This is a genomic window from Hymenobacter psychrotolerans DSM 18569, from assembly GCF_900142395.1.
GTDB lineage: Bacteria > Bacteroidota > Bacteroidia > Cytophagales > Hymenobacteraceae > Hymenobacter > Hymenobacter psychrotolerans.
Genome location: NZ_FRAS01000013.1, coordinates 36529 through 53890, shown reverse-complemented (window position 1 = coordinate 53890; position 17362 = coordinate 36529). Strand labels below are relative to the sequence as shown.

Annotated in this window: 14 protein-coding genes; all 14 read right to left on the bottom strand. The window is 65.8% G+C overall.

What is annotated here, in order from left to right; genetic code table 11:
• Nucleotides 1-12 precede the first annotated feature (12 nt).
• The 14 genes from BUE15_RS12670 to BUE15_RS12605 all read right to left on the bottom strand — a co-directional run bounded on the left by BUE15_RS12670 (nt 13) and on the right by BUE15_RS12605 (nt 17198).
• Nucleotides 13-714 (bottom strand): DUF1345 domain-containing protein, encoded by a 702-nt coding sequence (locus BUE15_RS12670; protein ID WP_073285506.1) that lies wholly within the window; start codon nt 712-714, stop codon nt 13-15.
• Nucleotides 715-759: 45 nt separating this feature from the next.
• A complete protein-coding gene (locus tag BUE15_RS12665) occupies nt 760-1419 on the bottom strand; it encodes a hypothetical protein (protein WP_073285504.1) in 660 nt (219 codons plus the stop codon).
• A gap of 12 nt (nt 1420-1431) precedes the next feature.
• Complete coding sequence (locus BUE15_RS12660; RefSeq protein ID WP_073285502.1) at nt 1432-2631, bottom strand: family 1 glycosylhydrolase; 1200 nt, start codon at nt 2629-2631, stop codon at nt 1432-1434.
• 38 nt (nt 2632-2669) lie between these two features.
• Nucleotides 2670-3398, bottom strand: coding sequence for an SDR family NAD(P)-dependent oxidoreductase (locus BUE15_RS12655; RefSeq protein ID WP_073285495.1), 729 nt, complete (start codon nt 3396-3398; stop codon nt 2670-2672).
• A gap of 4 nt (nt 3399-3402) precedes the next feature.
• The gene (locus BUE15_RS12650) at nt 3403-4071 is read right to left on the bottom strand and encodes a DUF305 domain-containing protein (protein ID WP_139252268.1); all 669 of its coding nucleotides are present in this window, start codon (nt 4069-4071) and stop codon (nt 3403-3405) included.
• Nucleotides 4072-4150: 79 nt separating this feature from the next.
• Nucleotides 4151-4420, bottom strand: coding sequence for a hypothetical protein (locus tag BUE15_RS12645; RefSeq protein ID WP_073285489.1), 270 nt, complete (start codon nt 4418-4420; stop codon nt 4151-4153).
• Nucleotides 4421-4443: 23 nt separating this feature from the next.
• On the bottom strand, nt 4444-5274 hold the full coding sequence (locus BUE15_RS12640) for a ZIP family metal transporter (RefSeq protein WP_244535945.1): 831 nt from the start codon (nt 5272-5274) through the stop codon (nt 4444-4446).
• A 6-nt stretch (nt 5275-5280) separates the two neighbouring features.
• Nucleotides 5281-6693: a dihydrolipoyl dehydrogenase gene (lpdA, locus tag BUE15_RS12635; protein WP_073285486.1), complete on the bottom strand. Its 1413-nt coding sequence runs from the start codon at nt 6691-6693 to the stop codon at nt 5281-5283.
• 36 nt (nt 6694-6729) lie between these two features.
• On the bottom strand, nt 6730-7581 hold the full coding sequence (locus BUE15_RS12630) for a cation efflux transmembrane domain-containing protein (RefSeq protein ID WP_073285483.1): 852 nt from the start codon (nt 7579-7581) through the stop codon (nt 6730-6732).
• 45 nt (nt 7582-7626) lie between these two features.
• Nucleotides 7627-8523 (bottom strand): cation diffusion facilitator family transporter, encoded by an 897-nt coding sequence (locus BUE15_RS12625; RefSeq protein ID WP_073285480.1) that lies wholly within the window; start codon nt 8521-8523, stop codon nt 7627-7629.
• Complete coding sequence (locus BUE15_RS12620; RefSeq protein WP_084549029.1) at nt 8520-10775, bottom strand: heavy metal translocating P-type ATPase; 2256 nt, start codon at nt 10773-10775, stop codon at nt 8520-8522. The genes BUE15_RS12625 and BUE15_RS12620 overlap by 4 nt, the downstream gene beginning before the upstream one ends.
• Nucleotides 10776-10822: 47 nt before the next feature.
• Nucleotides 10823-11428: a hypothetical protein gene (locus tag BUE15_RS21595; protein WP_073285477.1), complete on the bottom strand. Its 606-nt coding sequence runs from the start codon at nt 11426-11428 to the stop codon at nt 10823-10825.
• A 57-nt stretch (nt 11429-11485) separates the two neighbouring features.
• The gene (locus BUE15_RS12610; protein WP_073285474.1) at nt 11486-12688 is read right to left on the bottom strand and encodes an efflux RND transporter periplasmic adaptor subunit; all 1203 of its coding nucleotides are present in this window, start codon (nt 12686-12688) and stop codon (nt 11486-11488) included.
• A gap of 31 nt (nt 12689-12719) precedes the next feature.
• Nucleotides 12720-17198, bottom strand: coding sequence for a CusA/CzcA family heavy metal efflux RND transporter (locus tag BUE15_RS12605; RefSeq protein WP_073285471.1), 4479 nt, complete (start codon nt 17196-17198; stop codon nt 12720-12722).
• Nucleotides 17199-17362: the final 164 nt, after the last annotated feature.

Below are 17362 nucleotides of genomic sequence, written 5' to 3'. Positions count from 1 at the left end.
AGTAAACTTTTCTCACAGCAGCCCGGCCAGCAGGTTAATGGCCAGCGCCACGATGCTGGTATTGAAGGCAAAGGCCAACAGGCCATGCAGCATCACCAGCCGCCGCAGACGGGCCGAGGACACGGCCACGTCGGCGGTCTGGGCGGTCATGCCCACAATGCAGGCGAAGTAGGCAAAGTCCCAATATGAGGTGGGCGGCTCCCCGGGAAACTCCAGTCCCCCCAGCGTATCCGGTGGGTCGGTGGCCGGATTTTCGCTGAAGTAGGCGTGGGCGTAGCGCAGGGCAAACACGGTGTGCACCAGCAGCCAGGCCCCGACCACTGCCCCGGCGGACAACCCCACGTGGTAGCTCACTTCGCGCCCGCGCATGGAAGCCAGCCCCGAAAGCAGCACCACCACGGCCAGCAGCGCGGCACTGCTGCCGGCCAGCACGGCCACGAAGGTCCAGGTCCGGCCGGGGTCCTGCCGGGTGGCGACGCGCCGGATATGGGCCGCGTCGGCCCGGTACATGGCGGCCCACAACAAACTCAGAATCCCCGCGCAAAACACGTCCCAGGCGGCTACCAGGCGGGTGGCCGCCTGCAAGGAAAGTGGCAGCAGCAGCAGCCAGCTCAGGCCGCCCAGGCCGGCGGCCAGCAGCAGGCGCTGCCGGGCCGAGAGGTGGCGCAGATGCGCCAGTAGGTGCCGGGGGCGAAGGAATCGGATAGGGCACATAACCGGAGGGAGTAGAAGCGGGGTAGCGGGTAAGCAGGACGGGGGTTACCGGGAGGTCCCGACCGGGCGGAGTAGGCGGGCTATTTCCCGCAGGCGCGGGTCCTGACCGTAGCGCAGCTCCAGTTGCGCCAGCCGGGCCGCGCTGGCGGCGTAGATTTGCCAGGCGGCGGCCAGATCCCCGGCCGGGTCCGGGGAGGCCGGGAGCGCGGCGCGGCGGGTGCGTAGGTCGCGGCGCATGGTAGCCGTCGCCCGGGCAAACGGCGTGGTCGGGTCCAGGCGGTGGTTAGCATGCAGACGGTGCTGGCGGGATGTGAGGGCTTCCAGCTCGGGCAACAGCCGCTCCTGGCCGGGGCGCACCCGCCGGGCCAGGGCCCGCAGGGAATCGGATGTGCTCCGCTCTGCCGTCAGGTTGGCCAGATCCAGACCGGCGTGGGTGTATTCCAGCGCCAGGTGGGCAAAGTCATGGTCGGCCCGGCCGTTCAGCGAAAGGCCGTCCAGGCTCTCCTGCAACCGCTGCAGAATGCCGGTGGCGGTGGCGTGCTCCACGGGCGCGTCTACGTGGCCCGAATCGGCCGGGGCCGCGGCCGGGCGCGCAGGTTCCGCGTGCTGCTCCTTGCGGGGGTGACCGCAAAAGCCCAGCAGCAGGACTCCGGTCCCCAGCAACAGGATGCGTACCCGGCGCAGAAGTGCTAAGAAAGCAGGCATAGCAAGAGGGGCTTAATAGTTGATGTGCACGCCGTAGCTCTCGTCCCGGAGCACGTCTTTCCATTGGGCAATCAGGCGCTGGTAGGCCCGGCCCACGGGCCGCATCTTGCGGTCCAGGTCGTAGAGGCCCAATGGGTTGACGCGGCCGTTATTCTCGCGCAGGGCCGTGTCCCAGTCCACCTGGTCGAGCAGCGAGTACCAGGTGAAGCCTACCAGGGGAATGCCGTCCTGCTTGAGGCGATAGGCGTTGGCCCACTGCCGCCACAGCCAGCTCACCGAATCGGGCTCCCACAGGTTGGTTTCCGTATGCATCAAAGGCATGCGGTACCGGTCGAAGTACTGGCGCGCCACCACGTAAAAGCCGAATACGTCACCGGCCGGATAAGTGCTGCCGTCCGGGCGCACCAGGCGCTCGTTGGTGCGGTAGTAGTCGATGCCCATGATGCATTTGGCCTTGATGTTCTGCGCCCCGAACCACTGGTATTCCTCCGGCCTCATGCCGTTTTGCAGCAGGTACTGGTACATGGCCACGCTCACGGGGTAGCCATAGGTTAAGTCCAGGCTCAGGAAGCGTTTCTGGTTCAGGAAATCAGTCAGGGGCCGCGCAGCCGGCGTTTCGGGGTGGAAGTACTCAGCCGACTCGCTTTGCACGAAGGTGGCCCCTGGCTGCACGGCCAGAATAGCCTGCATGGCCAGCACACCCGCCCGGCATAGGTGCTTGAGCGCCGTTACGAAGGCCTGGTCGCTGGCCAGGCACTCGTTCCACCACCCGTACTGGGCGGAAAACATGGTGGTGACGAAGATTTCGTTGATGGGGGTGTAGAACTGCAGCTCCGGGAAGCGGGCAGCAAAGGCGCCGGCGTAGGCGGCAAAGTGCTCGGGAAAGGCCGGGTTCTGGAAATTGCCCAGCCAGTCGGGCAAGCCAAAGTGCAGCAGGTCCACGATAGGCGTGATGCCCAGCTCGCGCAGGGCGCCGAAGGTTTCATCGGTAAAGGCCCAGTCGTACTGGCCGGGCCCCTGGTGCACCCGGTAGTAGGGCGGGCCGTAGCGCAGGAACTCCAGGCCCATGTCCTTGACCAGGGCAAAATCTTCGCGCCAGCGGGCGTAGTGGCCGGTTTTCTCCAACTCATCTACCCGGTGGGTGGTGCCGTCGGGCAGACGGATGGTGGGGTAGCTGTTTTCGATGCCCGTAGCAAACAAAAAAGGACTCATAGGACGGTGAAAATAAGGTGAGCAACGGCCCGGCGGGCTTAGAGAATGCTGAGCCGGCCGCCGTCCACGACCAGGGTGGTGCCGTTGATGTAGTGGGCTTCAGCCGAGGCCAGGTAGCAAATGGCGCGGGCAACGTCGTCGGGGTGACCTACCTCGCCCGTGATCTTCTCCCGGCCGCTTTTCACGTTGGGATTGTTCCAGAGCATGGGCGTGTCAATGGCGCCGGGGGCCACGCAGGTGGTGCGCACTTTGCTGGCCGGGTATTCCTGGCTCATGCCCCGGGTGAAGGCTTCGAGCGCCCCCTTGCTGGCCGCGTAAGGAATGACATTGGCCGTGGTTTCCTGCGCATGCACGGAGCTGATGTTGACGATGGCTCCGCCCCGCATGTGGGGCAGGCACAGTTTGCTGAGCAGAAAAACTGCCCGCAGATTGACAGCCATGACCAGGTCCCACTCTTCGACCGCCAACTCGGTAATCGGCTTAAATGTCATCATGGCCGCGTTGTTGACCAGCACATCCACCCGGCCGTAGGCGGCTACTACGGTGCCCATGGCCGCTTCTATCTCGGCCACCAGGCCCAAATCAACCCGGATGGCCCGGGCCTGACCGCCGCCTTTTTCAATCAGGTCCACGGTCTGCTGGGCCGTGGTTTCGTCGCGGTCCAGGACCACGACGGTGCCGCCTTCAGTTGCCAGCTGCAGGCAGGCCGCCCGGCCGATGCCCGAGCCGCCCCCGGTGACGAGGCATATTTTGTCGGTAAAGCGCATGGGGTCAGTGCTTGGTGGGAGAAGCGTGAGCGGAAGTCCAGGCCTGTACCTGCCGCAGGTGCCGGAGATGGTCGTGGTGAAAGCGGTGGGCCAGGGCAATCAGGGGCGGGTCGCTGCCGTGGGCGATGCCCTCCTGCACCAGCAGCAGGCCGGTGCGCAGGTGGGCGGAGAGGGCCGCGGCAAAGTCGGCGTCCGGGTTGCCCGTCGGCGGGCGGGAGTACCGGGCCGCCGAATCGCAGGCCGCCTGTACGTCGCGGGAAAATTCCTGGTAGAAGCGGGTGTTTTCTTCGGAGGCCTTGTCGTGGGTGCGGCTCGCGAGCCGGCCCAGCGCCAGACTTTCCTGCTGCCACTCCCGGCGCAGCGAATCGGCCAGCGCCCGCAAGTCCGCATCCCGTCCCGTGGCCTGTTCCACGGCAACCAGCTGCTGGGCCCCGCGGTGATGCTCCAGCAGCAGCGAGGCCACGTCGTGGTCGATGTTGCCTGAGCGGGCCACCGTGCGCAGGCGCTGCCGCGCCCGGGCGGCCACGGCTGGTGCGGAGTTGAGTTCGGGTTGGGCCGGGGCCGGATGGCGCTGGTGCGTGTCGGCCGTGTGCACCGGCGTTTCCGGCGTCGACTCCCGGCACGCGCCCAGCAGCAGCAACGTGAGCACACCCACAACGAAACGAGGTATCATGCAGCGAGCAAAGTAGCTTATCACCGCCTGGGCACAAGCCCAGCGGTGACGGGAATGTGAAAAAAGAGTAGCTCAGTGGCTACAGGGTCGTGCGCACGATGTTGCTGTGTCCCTCAAAGGCATCCTGCTGATTGAAGTGCTGCACGTGGTACTCCAGCGTGGTGCCGGCCGGAAAGGATTCCGTATCTATGAAGGGCGAGCGGGCGTTGGTGGCCACTTGCTGCCAGGCGTCCCCGGCTGTCCCTACCCGGCGGTACACGTGCACCTTTTCCAGCATGTCTTTGGAAAAGGCAATATGCCGGCCCGCCGGCACCAGGGTGAGTTCGATAAGAAGCTTGTGCGAATCCATAGGAGGTAAGAAAATGTGGCCGGCTACACGAGCATGCCCAGAAGTAGAAACAGGAGAAAACCCAGGAAGAAGGCCGAGGTCAGCCAGGGCGACTCCGGCTCCTCGTGGGCCTCGGTCAGCAGCTCTTCCGTCACCAGAAACAGCAGCGCGGCCAGGCCAAAGGAGAGCACCAACTCCATGACGTTGTCGGAGGCCCCCTTGAGCACGGTAATGCCCACGCCGGCCCCCACGACCAGCAGGGCCGAAAGTGCGGCCACGATGCCCACGGTGCGGGCTTTGCCCTGTCCATCCTGGCGCAGCTCCACGGCCGTGGCCAAGCCCAGCGACAATACTTCAATGGTGAGGGCAATGGCCAGCAGCATACCTTCCTCGGCCCCGGCGGCAAAGCCGATACCCAGCAGCAGCCCGTCGATGAGGATGTCAATGCCGACCCCGGTGAGCAGGCCCATCGGCAGCGCGCCGGGACGGACGGCCTCGTCCGGCGAGGTCTGGGAAGCCCACAGCACCCCGGGCGGCAGGGCCGGCGTGGGCCCGGCTTTTTCCTTTTCGGCCGCCTTGCGGGTGAGCGAGCGCAGAACCAGCATAACCCCGACGCCGATGGCGAAGCCCAGGCCAACCTCCAGCGGACGGTGTCGGGCCACAATGTCGGGCAGCAGCTCGACGGCCACCACGGAAAACACCACCCCGGCGGCGAAGTGCAAAATGGCGCTGCGAATGGCCGCCCCGGGTGGGCGCAGCACGGCCACAACGGCCCCCACGACCATGATGGCGGCGGGCACCAGGGAATACAGTAGCACCTGGGTCCAGGAAGGGGGCGCGTCCGGCGTAACAGCCAGCAGAAAGGCGAGTAGCATACGGGGTTACATATTGAGGGCACCGATGCCGGCCGCGTTCAGGCAGGCTTCCTTGAAGGCTTCGGCGTAGGTGGGGTGGGCATGCGACATCAGGCCCACGTCTTCGGCCGCGCCCCGGAAGTGCATGATGCCCACGGCCTCGGCAATGATGTCGGCAATGCGGGCTCCAATCATGTGCACGCCCAGAATCTCGTCGGTCTGCGCGTCGGTAAGCACCTTCATTAGCCCTTCGGTGTCGGCCCCGGCCAGCGCCCGGCCGGAGGCGGAATACGGAAAGGAACCCACCTTATAGGCTTTGCCCTGCTCCTTGAGCTGCTCCTCGGTGTAGCCCACGCTGGCTACTTCGGGCCAGGTATAGACCACGCCCGGGATAAGCAGGTAGTTCACCTCCGGGGCCTGGCCGGCAATGAGCTCGGCCACGTACACGCCCTCGTCGGAGGCTTTGTGGGCCAGCATGGCCCCGCGCACCACGTCGCCGATGGCCCAGATGCCCGGCACCGTCGTCTGCAGGTCCTCGTTGACTTTCACGCGGCCCTTCTCATCCAGCTCCACGCCGGCCGCGGGCAGGTTCAGCCCGTCGGTGTAGGGCCGGCGGCCCACCGATACCAGGCAGTAGTCGCCTTCCAGCTGCAGCTCGGCCGATGGCCCGCCCTGGGCCGTGAGCTTCACCGTGTCGCCGGTCCGCACCACGGCCGTCACCTTATGCGAGAGGTAAAACTCCAGACCCTGCTTCTTGAGGGAGCGTAGCAGCTCCTTGCCCAGGGTGCGGTCCATGGTCGGGATGATGGCGTCAGTGTATTCCACGACGGACACCTTGCTACCCAGCCGCGCATACACTGAGCCCAGCTCCAGGCCGATAACCCCGCCGCCCACAATAATCAGGTGCTGGGGCAGCTCGCGCAGGGCCAGCGCTTCGGTGCTGGTGATGACACGCTCCTTATCCAGGGTGATAAAGGGCAGGGTACTAGGCTTGGAGCCGGTGGCAATGATGATGTTTTTGGCCGTGAGCAGCTGCTTATCCCCACTGCCCCCGTCGCTGGGCTCGACCTGCACGGTGGTGGCATCCACGAACGAGGCTACGCCGTGGAGTACGTCCACCTTGTTTTTCTTCATCAGAAACACCACCCCGTCGCACACCTTCTTCACCACCTGGTCCTTGCGCGCCATCATGCGGGGCAGGTCGGCGCGCAGGTTGTCCGCGTCGATGCCGTGCTCGGCGAACTGGTGGGTGGCTTTCTGGTAGAGTTCGGTGGATTCGAGCACGGCCTTGCTGGGGATGCAGCCCACGTTGAGGCAGGTGCCGCCCAGGGTGGGATACTTTTCGATGATGGCCGTTTTCAGGCCCAACTGCCCGCAGCGCACGGCGGCGATGTAGCCGCCGGGGCCGGAGCCGATAATAATTACGTCGTAGGAGGTCATGGTTGTGGAGAAAAGGGGGAGAGTGGTTGTGCAGGCTTACGAAGGGACTATGCGCACGAGCAGCGTTGATGAAGGCGGTTGGACGGGTGCCAGAACAGTCTGCACCTGTTGGGCTATGGCGTGCTCTTGCGCAACCGTCAGGGGGCTGGATACGCGTACCCATACATGCAGAACGGAACCGGTTTCGGACGGCTCAAGATGGGCCTCGGCGAGGGTGATGCCCGGAATCGTCTGAGTACAGCACTGCAGCCGGGCTTTCCATTCTTGCCGGCGTACCGTTGGCCCGGCAACCGAGGCTGGCTGCAATAGGCGGTAGGCATTGCCCACGAGCAGCGCGCAAATGCCCAGGGCCGCCCAGTCATCGGCCCATTCGTAGCCAGGGCCGCCCAGAATGGACAGGCTGATGCCGACGAGCGCGAGGTTGGACGGCAACGCATTGCTGGGGTGATACCACGCCCGGAACTCACCCAAGTTAGGGGGGCCAAACAGCTGCCGGTACGCGCCTTTTTCCAGCACGATGGCTACCCCGGCCACGCACGCTGATACAATGGTCGGCGGCGGGTGCGGAACGTTCATCACCCGAATGCAGTACCAGGCGGCACCGAATGCTGCGGTAACCAATGCCCCGGCGCCGACGGTTGTCCACACGCGTTGCCGGGCGGCCAGCCCCTGTGGAGAGTCAGCGACTGACCACCGGCCGGTGCGGCTCATCAGAAGAAGCCCTAGCTGGGCCGCGGATGCCAGGGCATCGGCCAGCAGTGCGTGCGAGGCTGCTTGCACCCCAACGGCCCACTTGCTAAAAACCAGCAACGCCAGAGCCGCAGCCGTTACCCACGCTGGCAGTGGAGTACGCTGGTTCGGCTGCAACTCAACGAAAGTGAAGGACATAGCGAGTGAAGGTGTTATCGCCACGCAATAGTGACCCGAGAGTCACTACAGATGGGTTTCGTGCTGGGCAAAGTCGCCGCGCTCCACCTGAATGGTGGCGTGCTGAATGGGATGCTTGGTGGTCACGTAGTCCTGGGCGCGGGTCAGCACGTCCTCGTGCCGGGCCTCGTCGGTCAGCACCACGTGCACACTCAGGGCATTCACGCCAGAGGTCAGCACCCAGGCGTGCAGGTCGTGCACGGCCGCGACGCCCGGCACTTGCAGCAGGCCCTGGCGCAGCTCCTCCAGGTTCACATCGGCCGGGGTACCTTCCAGCAGCACGTTCACCGACTCCTTGAGCAGGGCCCAGGTGCGGGGCAGGATGAACAAGCCAATACCGGTCGAGAGCAGCGGGTCGGCGTAGTACCACTTGGTGGTAATCATGATAGCCCCCGCGACCATGACGCCCACGGAGGTGAGCATATCCGACAGCACCTCGAAATAGGCGCCCTTCATGTTCAGGCTCTCGCCCGAACTTTTGCGCAGCAGGTACACCCCGTAGAGGTTGACCAGCAGGCCCACGCCGGCTACCCACATCATGGTCGTGCTTTCCACCTTGGGCGGGTTCAAAAACCGCAGATAGGCCTCGTAGAGAATATAAATCGAAATCAGAATCAGCACCACCGCGTTGGTAAGGGCGGCCAGAATCTCAAAGCGGTAGTAGCCGTAGGTGCGGGCCGGCGTAGCCGGTTTCTCGCCGAAGCGGATGGCCAGCAGCGCCAGCCCGACGCCGGCCACGTCGGTGAGCATGTGGCCCGCATCGGCCAGCAAGGCCAGGCTGCCGGTCCACCAGCCGCCGATGACTTCGGCCACCAGGTAAGTCAGCGTCGTGAAGAAGACGATGGTTAACGCGCGCTTATTGCGCGAAGCGGCGCTGCCGCTCATGCCGTGGGACCCGCTCATTTCGTTTGGTCGTTAGAGTGGTGCGGGCCTTCACGCAGTTCGCGGGGCATGGGCTCAACCACCGACAGGTTTTCTGTAACTGGCGGGGCAGCGGGCGACGGGCTACCGGTACCCGGTGAGGAATAGTCCATGCGCTGAATGCGCACGGCATTCAAAATAGCCAGTAGGGCCACGCCCACGTCGGCAAATACGGCCTCCCACATGGTAGCCAGGCCGCCCGCGCCCAGCACCAGCACGATACCCTTCACGACGAAGGCCAGCCAGATATTTTGCCATACCACGCGGTGGGTGGCGCGGGCAATGCGCCGGGCGGTGGCAATCTTGCTGGGGTGGTCGGTCTGAATCACCACGTCGGCCGTTTCAATGGTCGCATCCGAGCCCAGCCCGCCCATGGCAATGCCCACGTCGGCCAGGGCCACCACCGGAGCATCGTTTACCCCGTCGCCCACGAAGGCCAGCTTCCGCCCTTCGGTTTTGTACTGCTGCACGTAGCGGGCCTTGTCCTCGGGCAGCAGGCCGCCGTGGGCCTCGTCGATGCCCAGCTCCCGGGCGACGCGCTGCACGATGCTGTCCTTGTCGCCCGAGAGCATGACCAGCTTGCTGATGCCGTCGGCGCGCAGCTCCTGCACGGCGCGGGCCGCGTCCTCTTTCGGGGCGTCGGCCACAGTCAGGTAGCCTGCGTACTGCCCGTCCACGGCCCCCACCACGATGCTGTCCACCACCTGGTCTACTTCGGCCGGGTAGGCCACGTTAAACTTGCGCAGCAACTTGGTGTTGCCGGCCAGCACGTCGCGCCCGTCCACCCGGCCCCGTAGGCCGTGGCCGGCTATTTCCTCCACGTTCTCTACTGCCACGCCGGCGGTAGCCGCGCCGACGTGGGCCACGACGGCTTTGGCAATCGGGTGCGTCGATTTGGTTTCCAGCGCCCCGAGCAGCCGCAGCAGCTGGGCTTTCTCCAGTCCCACCGCCTGCACCTGCTGCACGGCAAACACCCCCTCCGTGAGGGTGCCGGTTTTGTCCATCACCACCGTATCCAATTCGCGCATGGCATCCAGGAAGTTGGAGCCCTTGAACAGGATGCCCGCTTTGGAGGCCGCGCCGATGCCGCCGAAGTAACCCAGCGGAATGCTGATGACCAGCGCGCAGGGGCAGGAAATGACCAGGAACACCAGGGCCCGGTACAACCAGTCCCGGAAGACATAGTCCTCTACCACGAAGGAGGGCACCAGCACCAGCAGCACGGCCAGCGCCACTACGATGGGGGTGTAGATTTTGGCGAACTTGGTGATGAACTGCTGGGTTTTGGCCTTGCGGCCCACCGCGTCCTGCACCATGGCCAGGATCTTGGCCAGCTTCGTGTCCTGGTAGCCTGCCGTGACGGCCACCTGAATCAGGCTTTCCAGGTTGACCATGCCGGCCAGCACCGGCTCCCCCGTTTGTTTGGTCTGGGGCACGGATTCCCCCGTCAGGGCCGCCGTATTGAAGGAAGCCGGTCCCTTGGTCAGCGTCCCATCCAGGGCTACCTTCTCGCCGGGCTTCACTTCAATGGTATCGCCTACCTGTACCTGTTTGGGATCCAGCACCAAGGACTGCCCGCCTCGCAGCACCGTGACTTCCGTGGCCTGGATTTCCAGCAGGGCCTTGATGCTGCGCTTGGCCCGGTTCACGGCCGCGTCCTGGAATAATTCGCCGACCGTGTAGAACAGCATCACGGCCACCCCTTCCGGGTACTCGCCGATGGCAAACGCCCCCAGCGTGGCGATGCTCATGAGCAGAAACTCGTTGAACACGTTACCCGATGGAATGCTTTGCACGGCGGAGCGGATGACTTTCCAGCCCACCAGCAGGAAGGCCACCCCGTACCAGAGCAGGCGCACGTAGCCGGTAAAAAAGCCCACGTTGTAGTAGTCGAGCGCAATGCCAGCCAGCAGCAGGGCCAGGCTCACCCCGGGCCAGAGGTAGGGATTGTCCCCGGCCGGGCCGTGGTCGTGGTCGTCGCCGTCCCCGTGGGAGTGGCCGGCGTGCTCGCCGGCCGGTTGGCCGGCCAGGTCCACGACCTGTTTGCCGGGGGGATGGTGGTGGCCCGTGTGGTCGTGGGTAGCGTGGTCGTGGCCGGGCACGTCGTGGCCCTCGGGCGCGGCGGCGGCCTCAGGCGTGAGCTGGTCCCGGCTCAGGGCGCCCACGTTGTCGAGCTGCACCTGCTTGGCGGTGTTGAGCTCTTCGTCGGTATTGGAAGAGGTTGGATCAGGCATAGGAAAGATGCATCGGGTGAAAAATGAAGACAGCAGCCGGCGGGCCGCTACCAGTCCACGAAAAAGCTGGCCAGGCCCACCAGCACGAGCACGGCCCCGGTCAGGCGACGCTCGTGGTGCGCCAGCCCGTCCAGGTTCAGGCGACCCAGCCCCCGGTGAGCCAGCGCGACCAGCGCGCACATGGCCGAGACCGAAGCCAGCAGGTACACCCCCATGAGCAGGGCCAGCGCCGCCGGGCCGTGGGTGCCGGCGGCCAGAAAAAAGGTTTGGATTTCGAGGCAGGGCGCCAGAAACATGGTCGCCGCCAGCCCCAGCACCACCCGGCCGCGGGGCCGGGCGGCGGCCGGGTCCGGGTGGGTGTGGCCCGGCCCCGACAAGGCGTACAGCACGCCGATGAGCACGAGCAGGGCCGGGGCCGCCCCGCGGGCCAGGTGGGAGAACTGCGCCGATAAGCGCCAGCCCAGCAGCCCCAGCCCCAGGCCCAGCAGCACCGTGCTCAGCACGTGGGCCAAGCCGGCTACCAGCGTCACGCCCACGGCCCGGCGCAGGGGCCAGCGCTCGGCGCGTGCCACGGCCAGCACCGGCGCCCAGTGGTTGGGAATCGCGGCGTGCAGCAGGCTTAAGAGCAGGCAACCGGTGAGCAGATGGAGCATGGGTAGGGCGAAGAGCCGCGACAGGAACGCGGCCGAACTAGGGGAGAAAAAGCGCGGCTATTCTTCTTCTTCCGCGTTTTTGAGCTTGGCCAGCAGCGAGTACGCGCCCTCCACCACGACCTGCGCCGCTGCAGTGCCTTGCGGCAGGCGGACTTCGGTGTAGCCGTTTTCGCTTACCCCCGCCGTCACGGGCACCATGCGGTAGTGCGTTTCCTGGTTTTTTCCTGCCGGACCTTCGGCCACGAACACGTAGCTCTTTCCCCCAAACTGCACCAGGGCCTTGTCGGGCAGGGAGGGCAGCGTGGCCGAGTTGGTTTCGATGGTGGCCCGCACGTAGGTGCCGGGCAGGCGGCTGGCGTCTTCCCGGCTCAGGTGGGCGTACACGCGCACCGTGCGGTCCTCGCTTACGGCGCGGCCAATCACATACACCTTCGCCCGGTGCTCGGCCCCGACCGAATCATTGGCCAGGGTGTAGCGCACGGTCTGGCCCACGCGTACCTGGGGCACGTCCTTCTCGAACACGGTCAGCACCACGTCCAGGTGCGCCGGGTCCACGATTTCAAACAGCACGTCGGTCGAGGTCACGCTTTGCCCGGCGCTGGCATTCACGGTTTTCAGAAAGCCGCCGCGCGGGGCCCGTACCGGGGCCGTCGTGATAATCTTGCCGCCCACCGGCAGGCCCGCCAGGCGCAGGCGGGCGGCTTGCGCCGCCACCTGGGTCTGCATGGCCCGGTATTCGGCGCGGGCCCTTTGGAAATTTTTCTGCGGGGCTACTTCCTGGCGGTACAGTTCCTGCTGGCGCTCGTACTCGGCGCGGGCAAACTCCAGCTGGCTGCTGGTTTCCAGGTAATCCTGCTGGAGCTGCACAAACTCGGGGTTGCGCACCGTCGCCAGCACCTGCCCGGCCTGCACGCGGCTGCCCTGCAGCAGGGACGTCCGCTCCACGATGCCCCCAAGCAGGGCGCTGACGGCCACCGCGTTTTCCGGGGGCGCGTCGAGCGTGCCGTTGACTTTGAGCGTGCCGCTGAGCACCCGGTCTTCCACCCGGCCGAGCTGGATACCGGCCGCCCGCTGCTCGGCAGCCGACAGGGTAGTTTCCGTGGCGTTTTCTTCAGCGGCTTCGTCGCCTGCGGCCTTATCGCCGCCGGCCGCTGTTTCCGTGGTGGCCCCGGCCGCTTCCGGTGCCGCCGTATCCGTTTTCTCCTGACCGCAACCGGCCAGCGTCAGGCCCAGCAGGGCCAGCAATGCGTATTTTGTCATGAAAGGGGGAGGCAAGAAAAGTCAGGGATGATTACTGGGGGGTGCTGCCCAGCAGGTAGTCCAGCTCGATGACGGTCTGGTTGTGTTCCAGCAGCACGTCCAGGTAGGTGGTGCGCAGGCTCAGGGCCCGCTCCAGGTTGAGCAGGTATTCGGCGTAGCCGGTTTCACCGGCCTTGAAGGCCCGCGTGCTCAGGCGCACGATGACGTCGGCCTGGGGCAGGGCCGTCTGCTGGTAGAAAGCCAGACGCTGCTGCTGCTCGGCGTGCCGGGCCACCAGTTCGTCCAGCCGGCCCGAGAGCTCGGCCCGCAGGCGTTGGTAGCCGGCGTCGGCCACCTGCTCCTGCAGGCGGGCGGCCTGGACCCGACCCTTCTGCGGCCCGCGCAGGAGGGGAATGCCCACCGAAGCCTGCACGCCCTGGAAGCGGTCCGACCCGGCGTAGTACCGCTCCGCGCCGCCCACGCCGCCCACGGTCTGGGGGCCAATCAGCGACTGGTTGAAATAGCCCAGCGTCACGTTGGGCAGGCCCAGGGCCTGCTCGGTGCGGGTGGCCGCCTGGCGCTGGGCAATGAGTTGGCGCTGCACTTGCAGCTCCGGGTTCTGGGCCAGCTGCGCCGTATCGCCGGCCACAGGCAGCACCACGGGCTCCAGCGGGCGAAGCAGGCTGTCGGCCACGCCCACCGCCTGGCTTTGTTGCAGCAAGGCTTGCAGCTGGCGCTGGGCCACCTGGTAGCCGGTGCGGGCCTGGGCAATCAGGGCGCGGGTTTCGCCTTGTTGCACTAGGGCGGTGGCCGGCTCCAGGCGGGCTACTTCCCCGGTTTTAAAGCGCAGCTGGGCGGCCCGCAAAAACTCGCTGTATAGGCTGTCCTGCCCGCGCAGCACCTGCACCCGGTGGCGGGCGTACACGGCCTGCTCATAATTCAGGCGCACCTGCCGCCGCAACTCGGCCTGCACCTGGGCCAGCGTGAGCTGCTGCCCGCCGACCTGCGCCTCCAGTAATTGGCGCTGGCTGCGGTACACTCGCGGCAGCGAAAAGCTCTGGCTGACGTTGAACTGGTTGTCCTTGCGGTAGGAATTGTACTGCCCGTAGGTTACGCCCACGGTGGTGCGGCCCACGTCGGTAGCGGTGCGCCGCAGGGCCTGCTGGGCTTCCAGGCTGCGCTGGGCGGCCGTTACCGTGGTGTTAGCCTGCAAGGCCTGGGTCACGGCCTGCTGGGCCGTGAAGGGCGTGCCGCCGGCCGTCAGCTGCACCTGCTGGGCCCGGCCGGTGCCCGGCACCAGCAGCGCCAGCAGCAGCACGGCCGCGCCGCCGGCCAGCAGGGGCGCCGACCGGGTGCCGTGGTGGGTTGGATCCTCGGGCTGCTCGTCCGGCCCGGCTGCCGGGGTGCGTTCCGACAGGGCGTAGAGCACCGGCAGCACCAACAGCGTGAGCAAGGTAGCCGTGACCAGTCCGCCGATAACCACCGTGGCCAGGGGGCGCTGCACCTCGGCCCCGGCCGAGGTGCTCAGGGCCATCGGTAAAAAGCCCAGCGAGGCCACCGTAGCCGTCATCAGCACCGGGCGCAGGCGTACCTGCGTGCCTTCCAGAATTCGCTCGTGCAGGTTGGCCCAGCCCTCGTCCTTGAGCTGGTTGAAGTAACCGATGAGCACGATGCCGTTGAGCACGGCCACGCCGAACAGGGCAATGAAGCCCACCCCGGCCGAAATACTAAACGGCATGCCGCGCAGCCACAAGGCCGCCACGCCCCCGATGGCCGAGAGTGGAATGGCCGTGAAAATCAGCACGGACTGCTTCAGGGAGCCGAAGGTGAAGAAGAGCAGCACGAAAATCAGGGTCAGGGCCACCGGCACGGCCACGCTCAGGCGCTGCGAGGCCTCGCGCAGGTTCTCGAACTGCCCGCCGTAGGTGGCGTAGTAGCCGGGGGCGAACTTCAGGCGCTGGTCTACTTTGCCCTGCAGCTCCTCCACTACGCTTTCCACGTCGCGGCCCCGTACGTTGAAGGCCACCGTGATGCGACGCTTGGCGTCGTCGCGCTGCACCTGGTTCGGGCCCTCCTGCAGGGCCACGGTGGCCACCTGCTCTAGCGGCACCTGCTCGCCTCGCGGGGTGGCAATGAAGAGCTGGCGCACGGCGTTGATGTCCTGGCGCAGGTCCGGGCGCAGGCGCAGCACCAAATCAAAGCGGCGCTCCTGCTCAAATATCTGCCCGGCGCTCTGCCCTGCGAAGGCGGTTTGCACCGTGCGGTTCACGTCCTCGACGTTCAGACCGAACTGGGCCAGCTTGTTACGGTCCAGCTGCACGACAATCTGCGGCAGGCCCGTCACCTGCTCCACGTACACGTCTTCGGCTCCCTGCACCTGCCGCACCTGCGCCGCGGCCCGCTGGGCGTAGTCGGCCAGCTGCTGCAGGTCTTCGCCGTAGATTTTCATCACCACGTCCTGCTTGGCCCCGCTGATGAGCTCGTTGAAGCGCATCTGAATGGGCTGCTGGAACCCGAAGGTGACGCCCGGTATCACGCTCAGGGCGTGGGCCATTTTCTCGGCCAGCTCCTCGCGGGACTTGGCCGAGGTCCACTTGCTCTGGTCCTTTTCCAGGATCACCATCACGTCGGCCGCCTCCACCGGCATGGGGTCGGTGGGAATCTCGGCCGCGCCAATCTTGGCCACCACTTCCTTGACCTCCGGAAACTGCTGTTTGAGAATAGCCCCGGCCTGCTGGCTTTTTTCGATGGTGTAGCTTAGCGACGAGCCCGTGAGCACGCGCATCTCAATGGCGAAGTCGCCTTCCGAGAGTTGGGGAATAAACTCTCCCCCCAGGGTGCGGAACACGAGCAAGGCCCCGACAAACAACCCCACGGCCGAAGCCAGCACCAGGGCTTTGCGGCGCAGACCCCATTCCAGCAGGGGCCGGTAGCGGGCCTCCAGCCAGCTCATCATGCGGTCCGAGAAGTTGCGCTTGTGCTCCGTGTTGCGGCTCAACCCCAGTGCCGCCATCATGGGCACGTAGGTGAGCGAGAGAATGAAGGCGCCGATAATGGCGAAAGCCACCGTCTCGGCCATGGGCTTAAACATCTTGCCCTCAATGCCGGCCAGGGCCAGCAGGGGCAGGTACACGATGAGGATGATGATTTCCCCGAACGCGGCCGATGCGCGGATTTTGGAGGCTGCCTCGTAGGTGGCCTCGTTCATCTGGTCCTGGGTCAGCTTGCCGTGGGCCCCGTCGGGGTGGGCGGCAATTCCCGAGTGGGTGTGCAGGCGGTGCACGATGGCCTCCACGATAATCACCGCCCCGTCCACTACCAGCCCGAAGTCGATGGCCCCGAGCGAGAGCAGGTTGCCCGACACACCGAACACGCGCATCATGCTGATGGCGAAGAGCATGGCCAGGGGAATCACCGAGGCCACCACCAGCCCCGCGCGCAGGTTGCCTAGGAACAGCACCAGCACGAAAATCACGATGAGCGCCCCCTCAATCAGGTTTTTGGTTACCGTATGAATAGCGCGGCCCACCAGTTCCGAGCGGTCCAGGTACACGTCCACGGTCACGCCTTCCGGCAGGGACTTGCGCACGGTTTCCATGCGCTCCTTGACGGCCTTGATAACCTCGTTGGCGTTGGCGCCTTTGAGCATGAGCACGATGCCGCCGGTGACCTCGCCCTCCGCGTTACGGGTCATGGCCCCGTAGCGCACGGCCGAGCCCAGGCGCACCTCGGCCACGTCGCGCACCAGCACCGGCAGGCCGCTGCTGGTCGAGCGTACCACGATGTTGCCGATGTCCTGAGCGTTCTGGGCCAGGCCCTCGGTGCGGATAAAGTAGGCCGTTGGGTTTTGGTCCAGGTAGGCCCCGCCCGTGTTCTGGTTGTTGCGGGCCACGGCCTGGTACACCTGGTCCACGGTTACGTTCAGGGAGCGGAGCCGCTCCGGGTCCAGGGCCACCTCGTACTGCTTGAGCTGGCCCCCGAAAGAGCTGACGTCGGCCACGCCGGGCGTGCCCAGCAGCTGGCGGCGCACAATCCAGTCCTGAATCGTGCGCAGCTCCCGGGCGGTGTATTTCTTCTCGTAGCCGGGCTTGGCGCGCACCAGGTACTGGTAGATTTCGCCCAGGCCGGTGCTGACCGGGGCTAGTTCCGGCCGGCCCACGCCGGCTGGAATCTGGCTTTCGGCCTCGCGCAGGCGCTCGGCCACCTGCTGGCGGGCCCAATAAATGTCGATACCGTCTTCCAGGACGATGGTCACGACCGAAAGGCCGAAGCGGGAAAAGGAGCGTACTTCCTCGCGCCCCGGAATCGTGGCCACGCTCTGCTCAATGGGAAAGGACACCAGCCGCTCGATGTCGCCGGCCGATAGCGAGGGTGCCACCGTGTAGACCACAACCTGGTTGTTGGTAATGTCGGGCACCGCGTCAATGGGCAGCCGACTCAGCGAGTAGCTGCCCCAGGCAATCAAAGCCAAGGTCAGCAGCCCAATAATGAGCTTGTTGTGAATGGAAAAGTGAATGAGCCGGTCGAACATACTGGCTGAGGGGTAAGACTAGAAATCCTGAGAAAAGGGCGGTCGGAGCCCGCGGGGCTCGACGACGGCAGGGTTCGACAGCGCACAGCAAGGTGCGTATGCGTCGACGGGACCGGGCACGTTGCCGTGCCCGGTCCCGCGGACGGAACCGAAAAAACAGGAAA

Excerpts from the sequence above, each read along its gene's own strand:
- BUE15_RS12670 (WP_073285506.1), bottom strand. The coding sequence starts at position 714 with ATGTGCCCTATCCGATTCCTTCGCCCCCGGCACCTACTGGCGCATCTG.
- BUE15_RS12665 (WP_073285504.1), bottom strand. The coding sequence starts at position 1,419 with ATGCCTGCTTTCTTAGCACTTCTGCGCCGGGTACGCATCCTGTTGCTG.
- BUE15_RS12660 (WP_073285502.1), bottom strand. The coding sequence starts at position 2,631 with ATGAGTCCTTTTTTGTTTGCTACGGGCATCGAAAACAGCTACCCCACC.
- BUE15_RS12655 (WP_073285495.1), bottom strand. The coding sequence starts at position 3,398 with ATGCGCTTTACCGACAAAATATGCCTCGTCACCGGGGGCGGCTCGGGC.
- BUE15_RS12650 (WP_139252268.1), bottom strand. The coding sequence starts at position 4,071 with ATGATACCTCGTTTCGTTGTGGGTGTGCTCACGTTGCTGCTGCTGGGC.
- BUE15_RS12645 (WP_073285489.1), bottom strand. The coding sequence starts at position 4,420 with ATGGATTCGCACAAGCTTCTTATCGAACTCACCCTGGTGCCGGCGGGC.
- BUE15_RS12640 (WP_244535945.1), bottom strand. The coding sequence starts at position 5,274 with ATGCTACTCGCCTTTCTGCTGGCTGTTACGCCGGACGCGCCCCCTTCC.
- lpdA (WP_073285486.1), bottom strand. The coding sequence starts at position 6,693 with ATGACCTCCTACGACGTAATTATTATCGGCTCCGGCCCCGGCGGCTAC.
- BUE15_RS12630 (WP_073285483.1), bottom strand. The coding sequence starts at position 7,581 with ATGTCCTTCACTTTCGTTGAGTTGCAGCCGAACCAGCGTACTCCACTG.
- BUE15_RS12625 (WP_073285480.1), bottom strand. The coding sequence starts at position 8,523 with ATGAGCGGGTCCCACGGCATGAGCGGCAGCGCCGCTTCGCGCAATAAG.
- BUE15_RS12620 (WP_084549029.1), bottom strand. The coding sequence starts at position 10,775 with ATGCCTGATCCAACCTCTTCCAATACCGACGAAGAGCTCAACACCGCC.
- BUE15_RS21595 (WP_073285477.1), bottom strand. The coding sequence starts at position 11,428 with ATGCTCCATCTGCTCACCGGTTGCCTGCTCTTAAGCCTGCTGCACGCC.
- BUE15_RS12610 (WP_073285474.1), bottom strand. The coding sequence starts at position 12,688 with ATGACAAAATACGCATTGCTGGCCCTGCTGGGCCTGACGCTGGCCGGT.
- BUE15_RS12605 (WP_073285471.1), bottom strand. The coding sequence starts at position 17,198 with ATGTTCGACCGGCTCATTCACTTTTCCATTCACAACAAGCTCATTATT.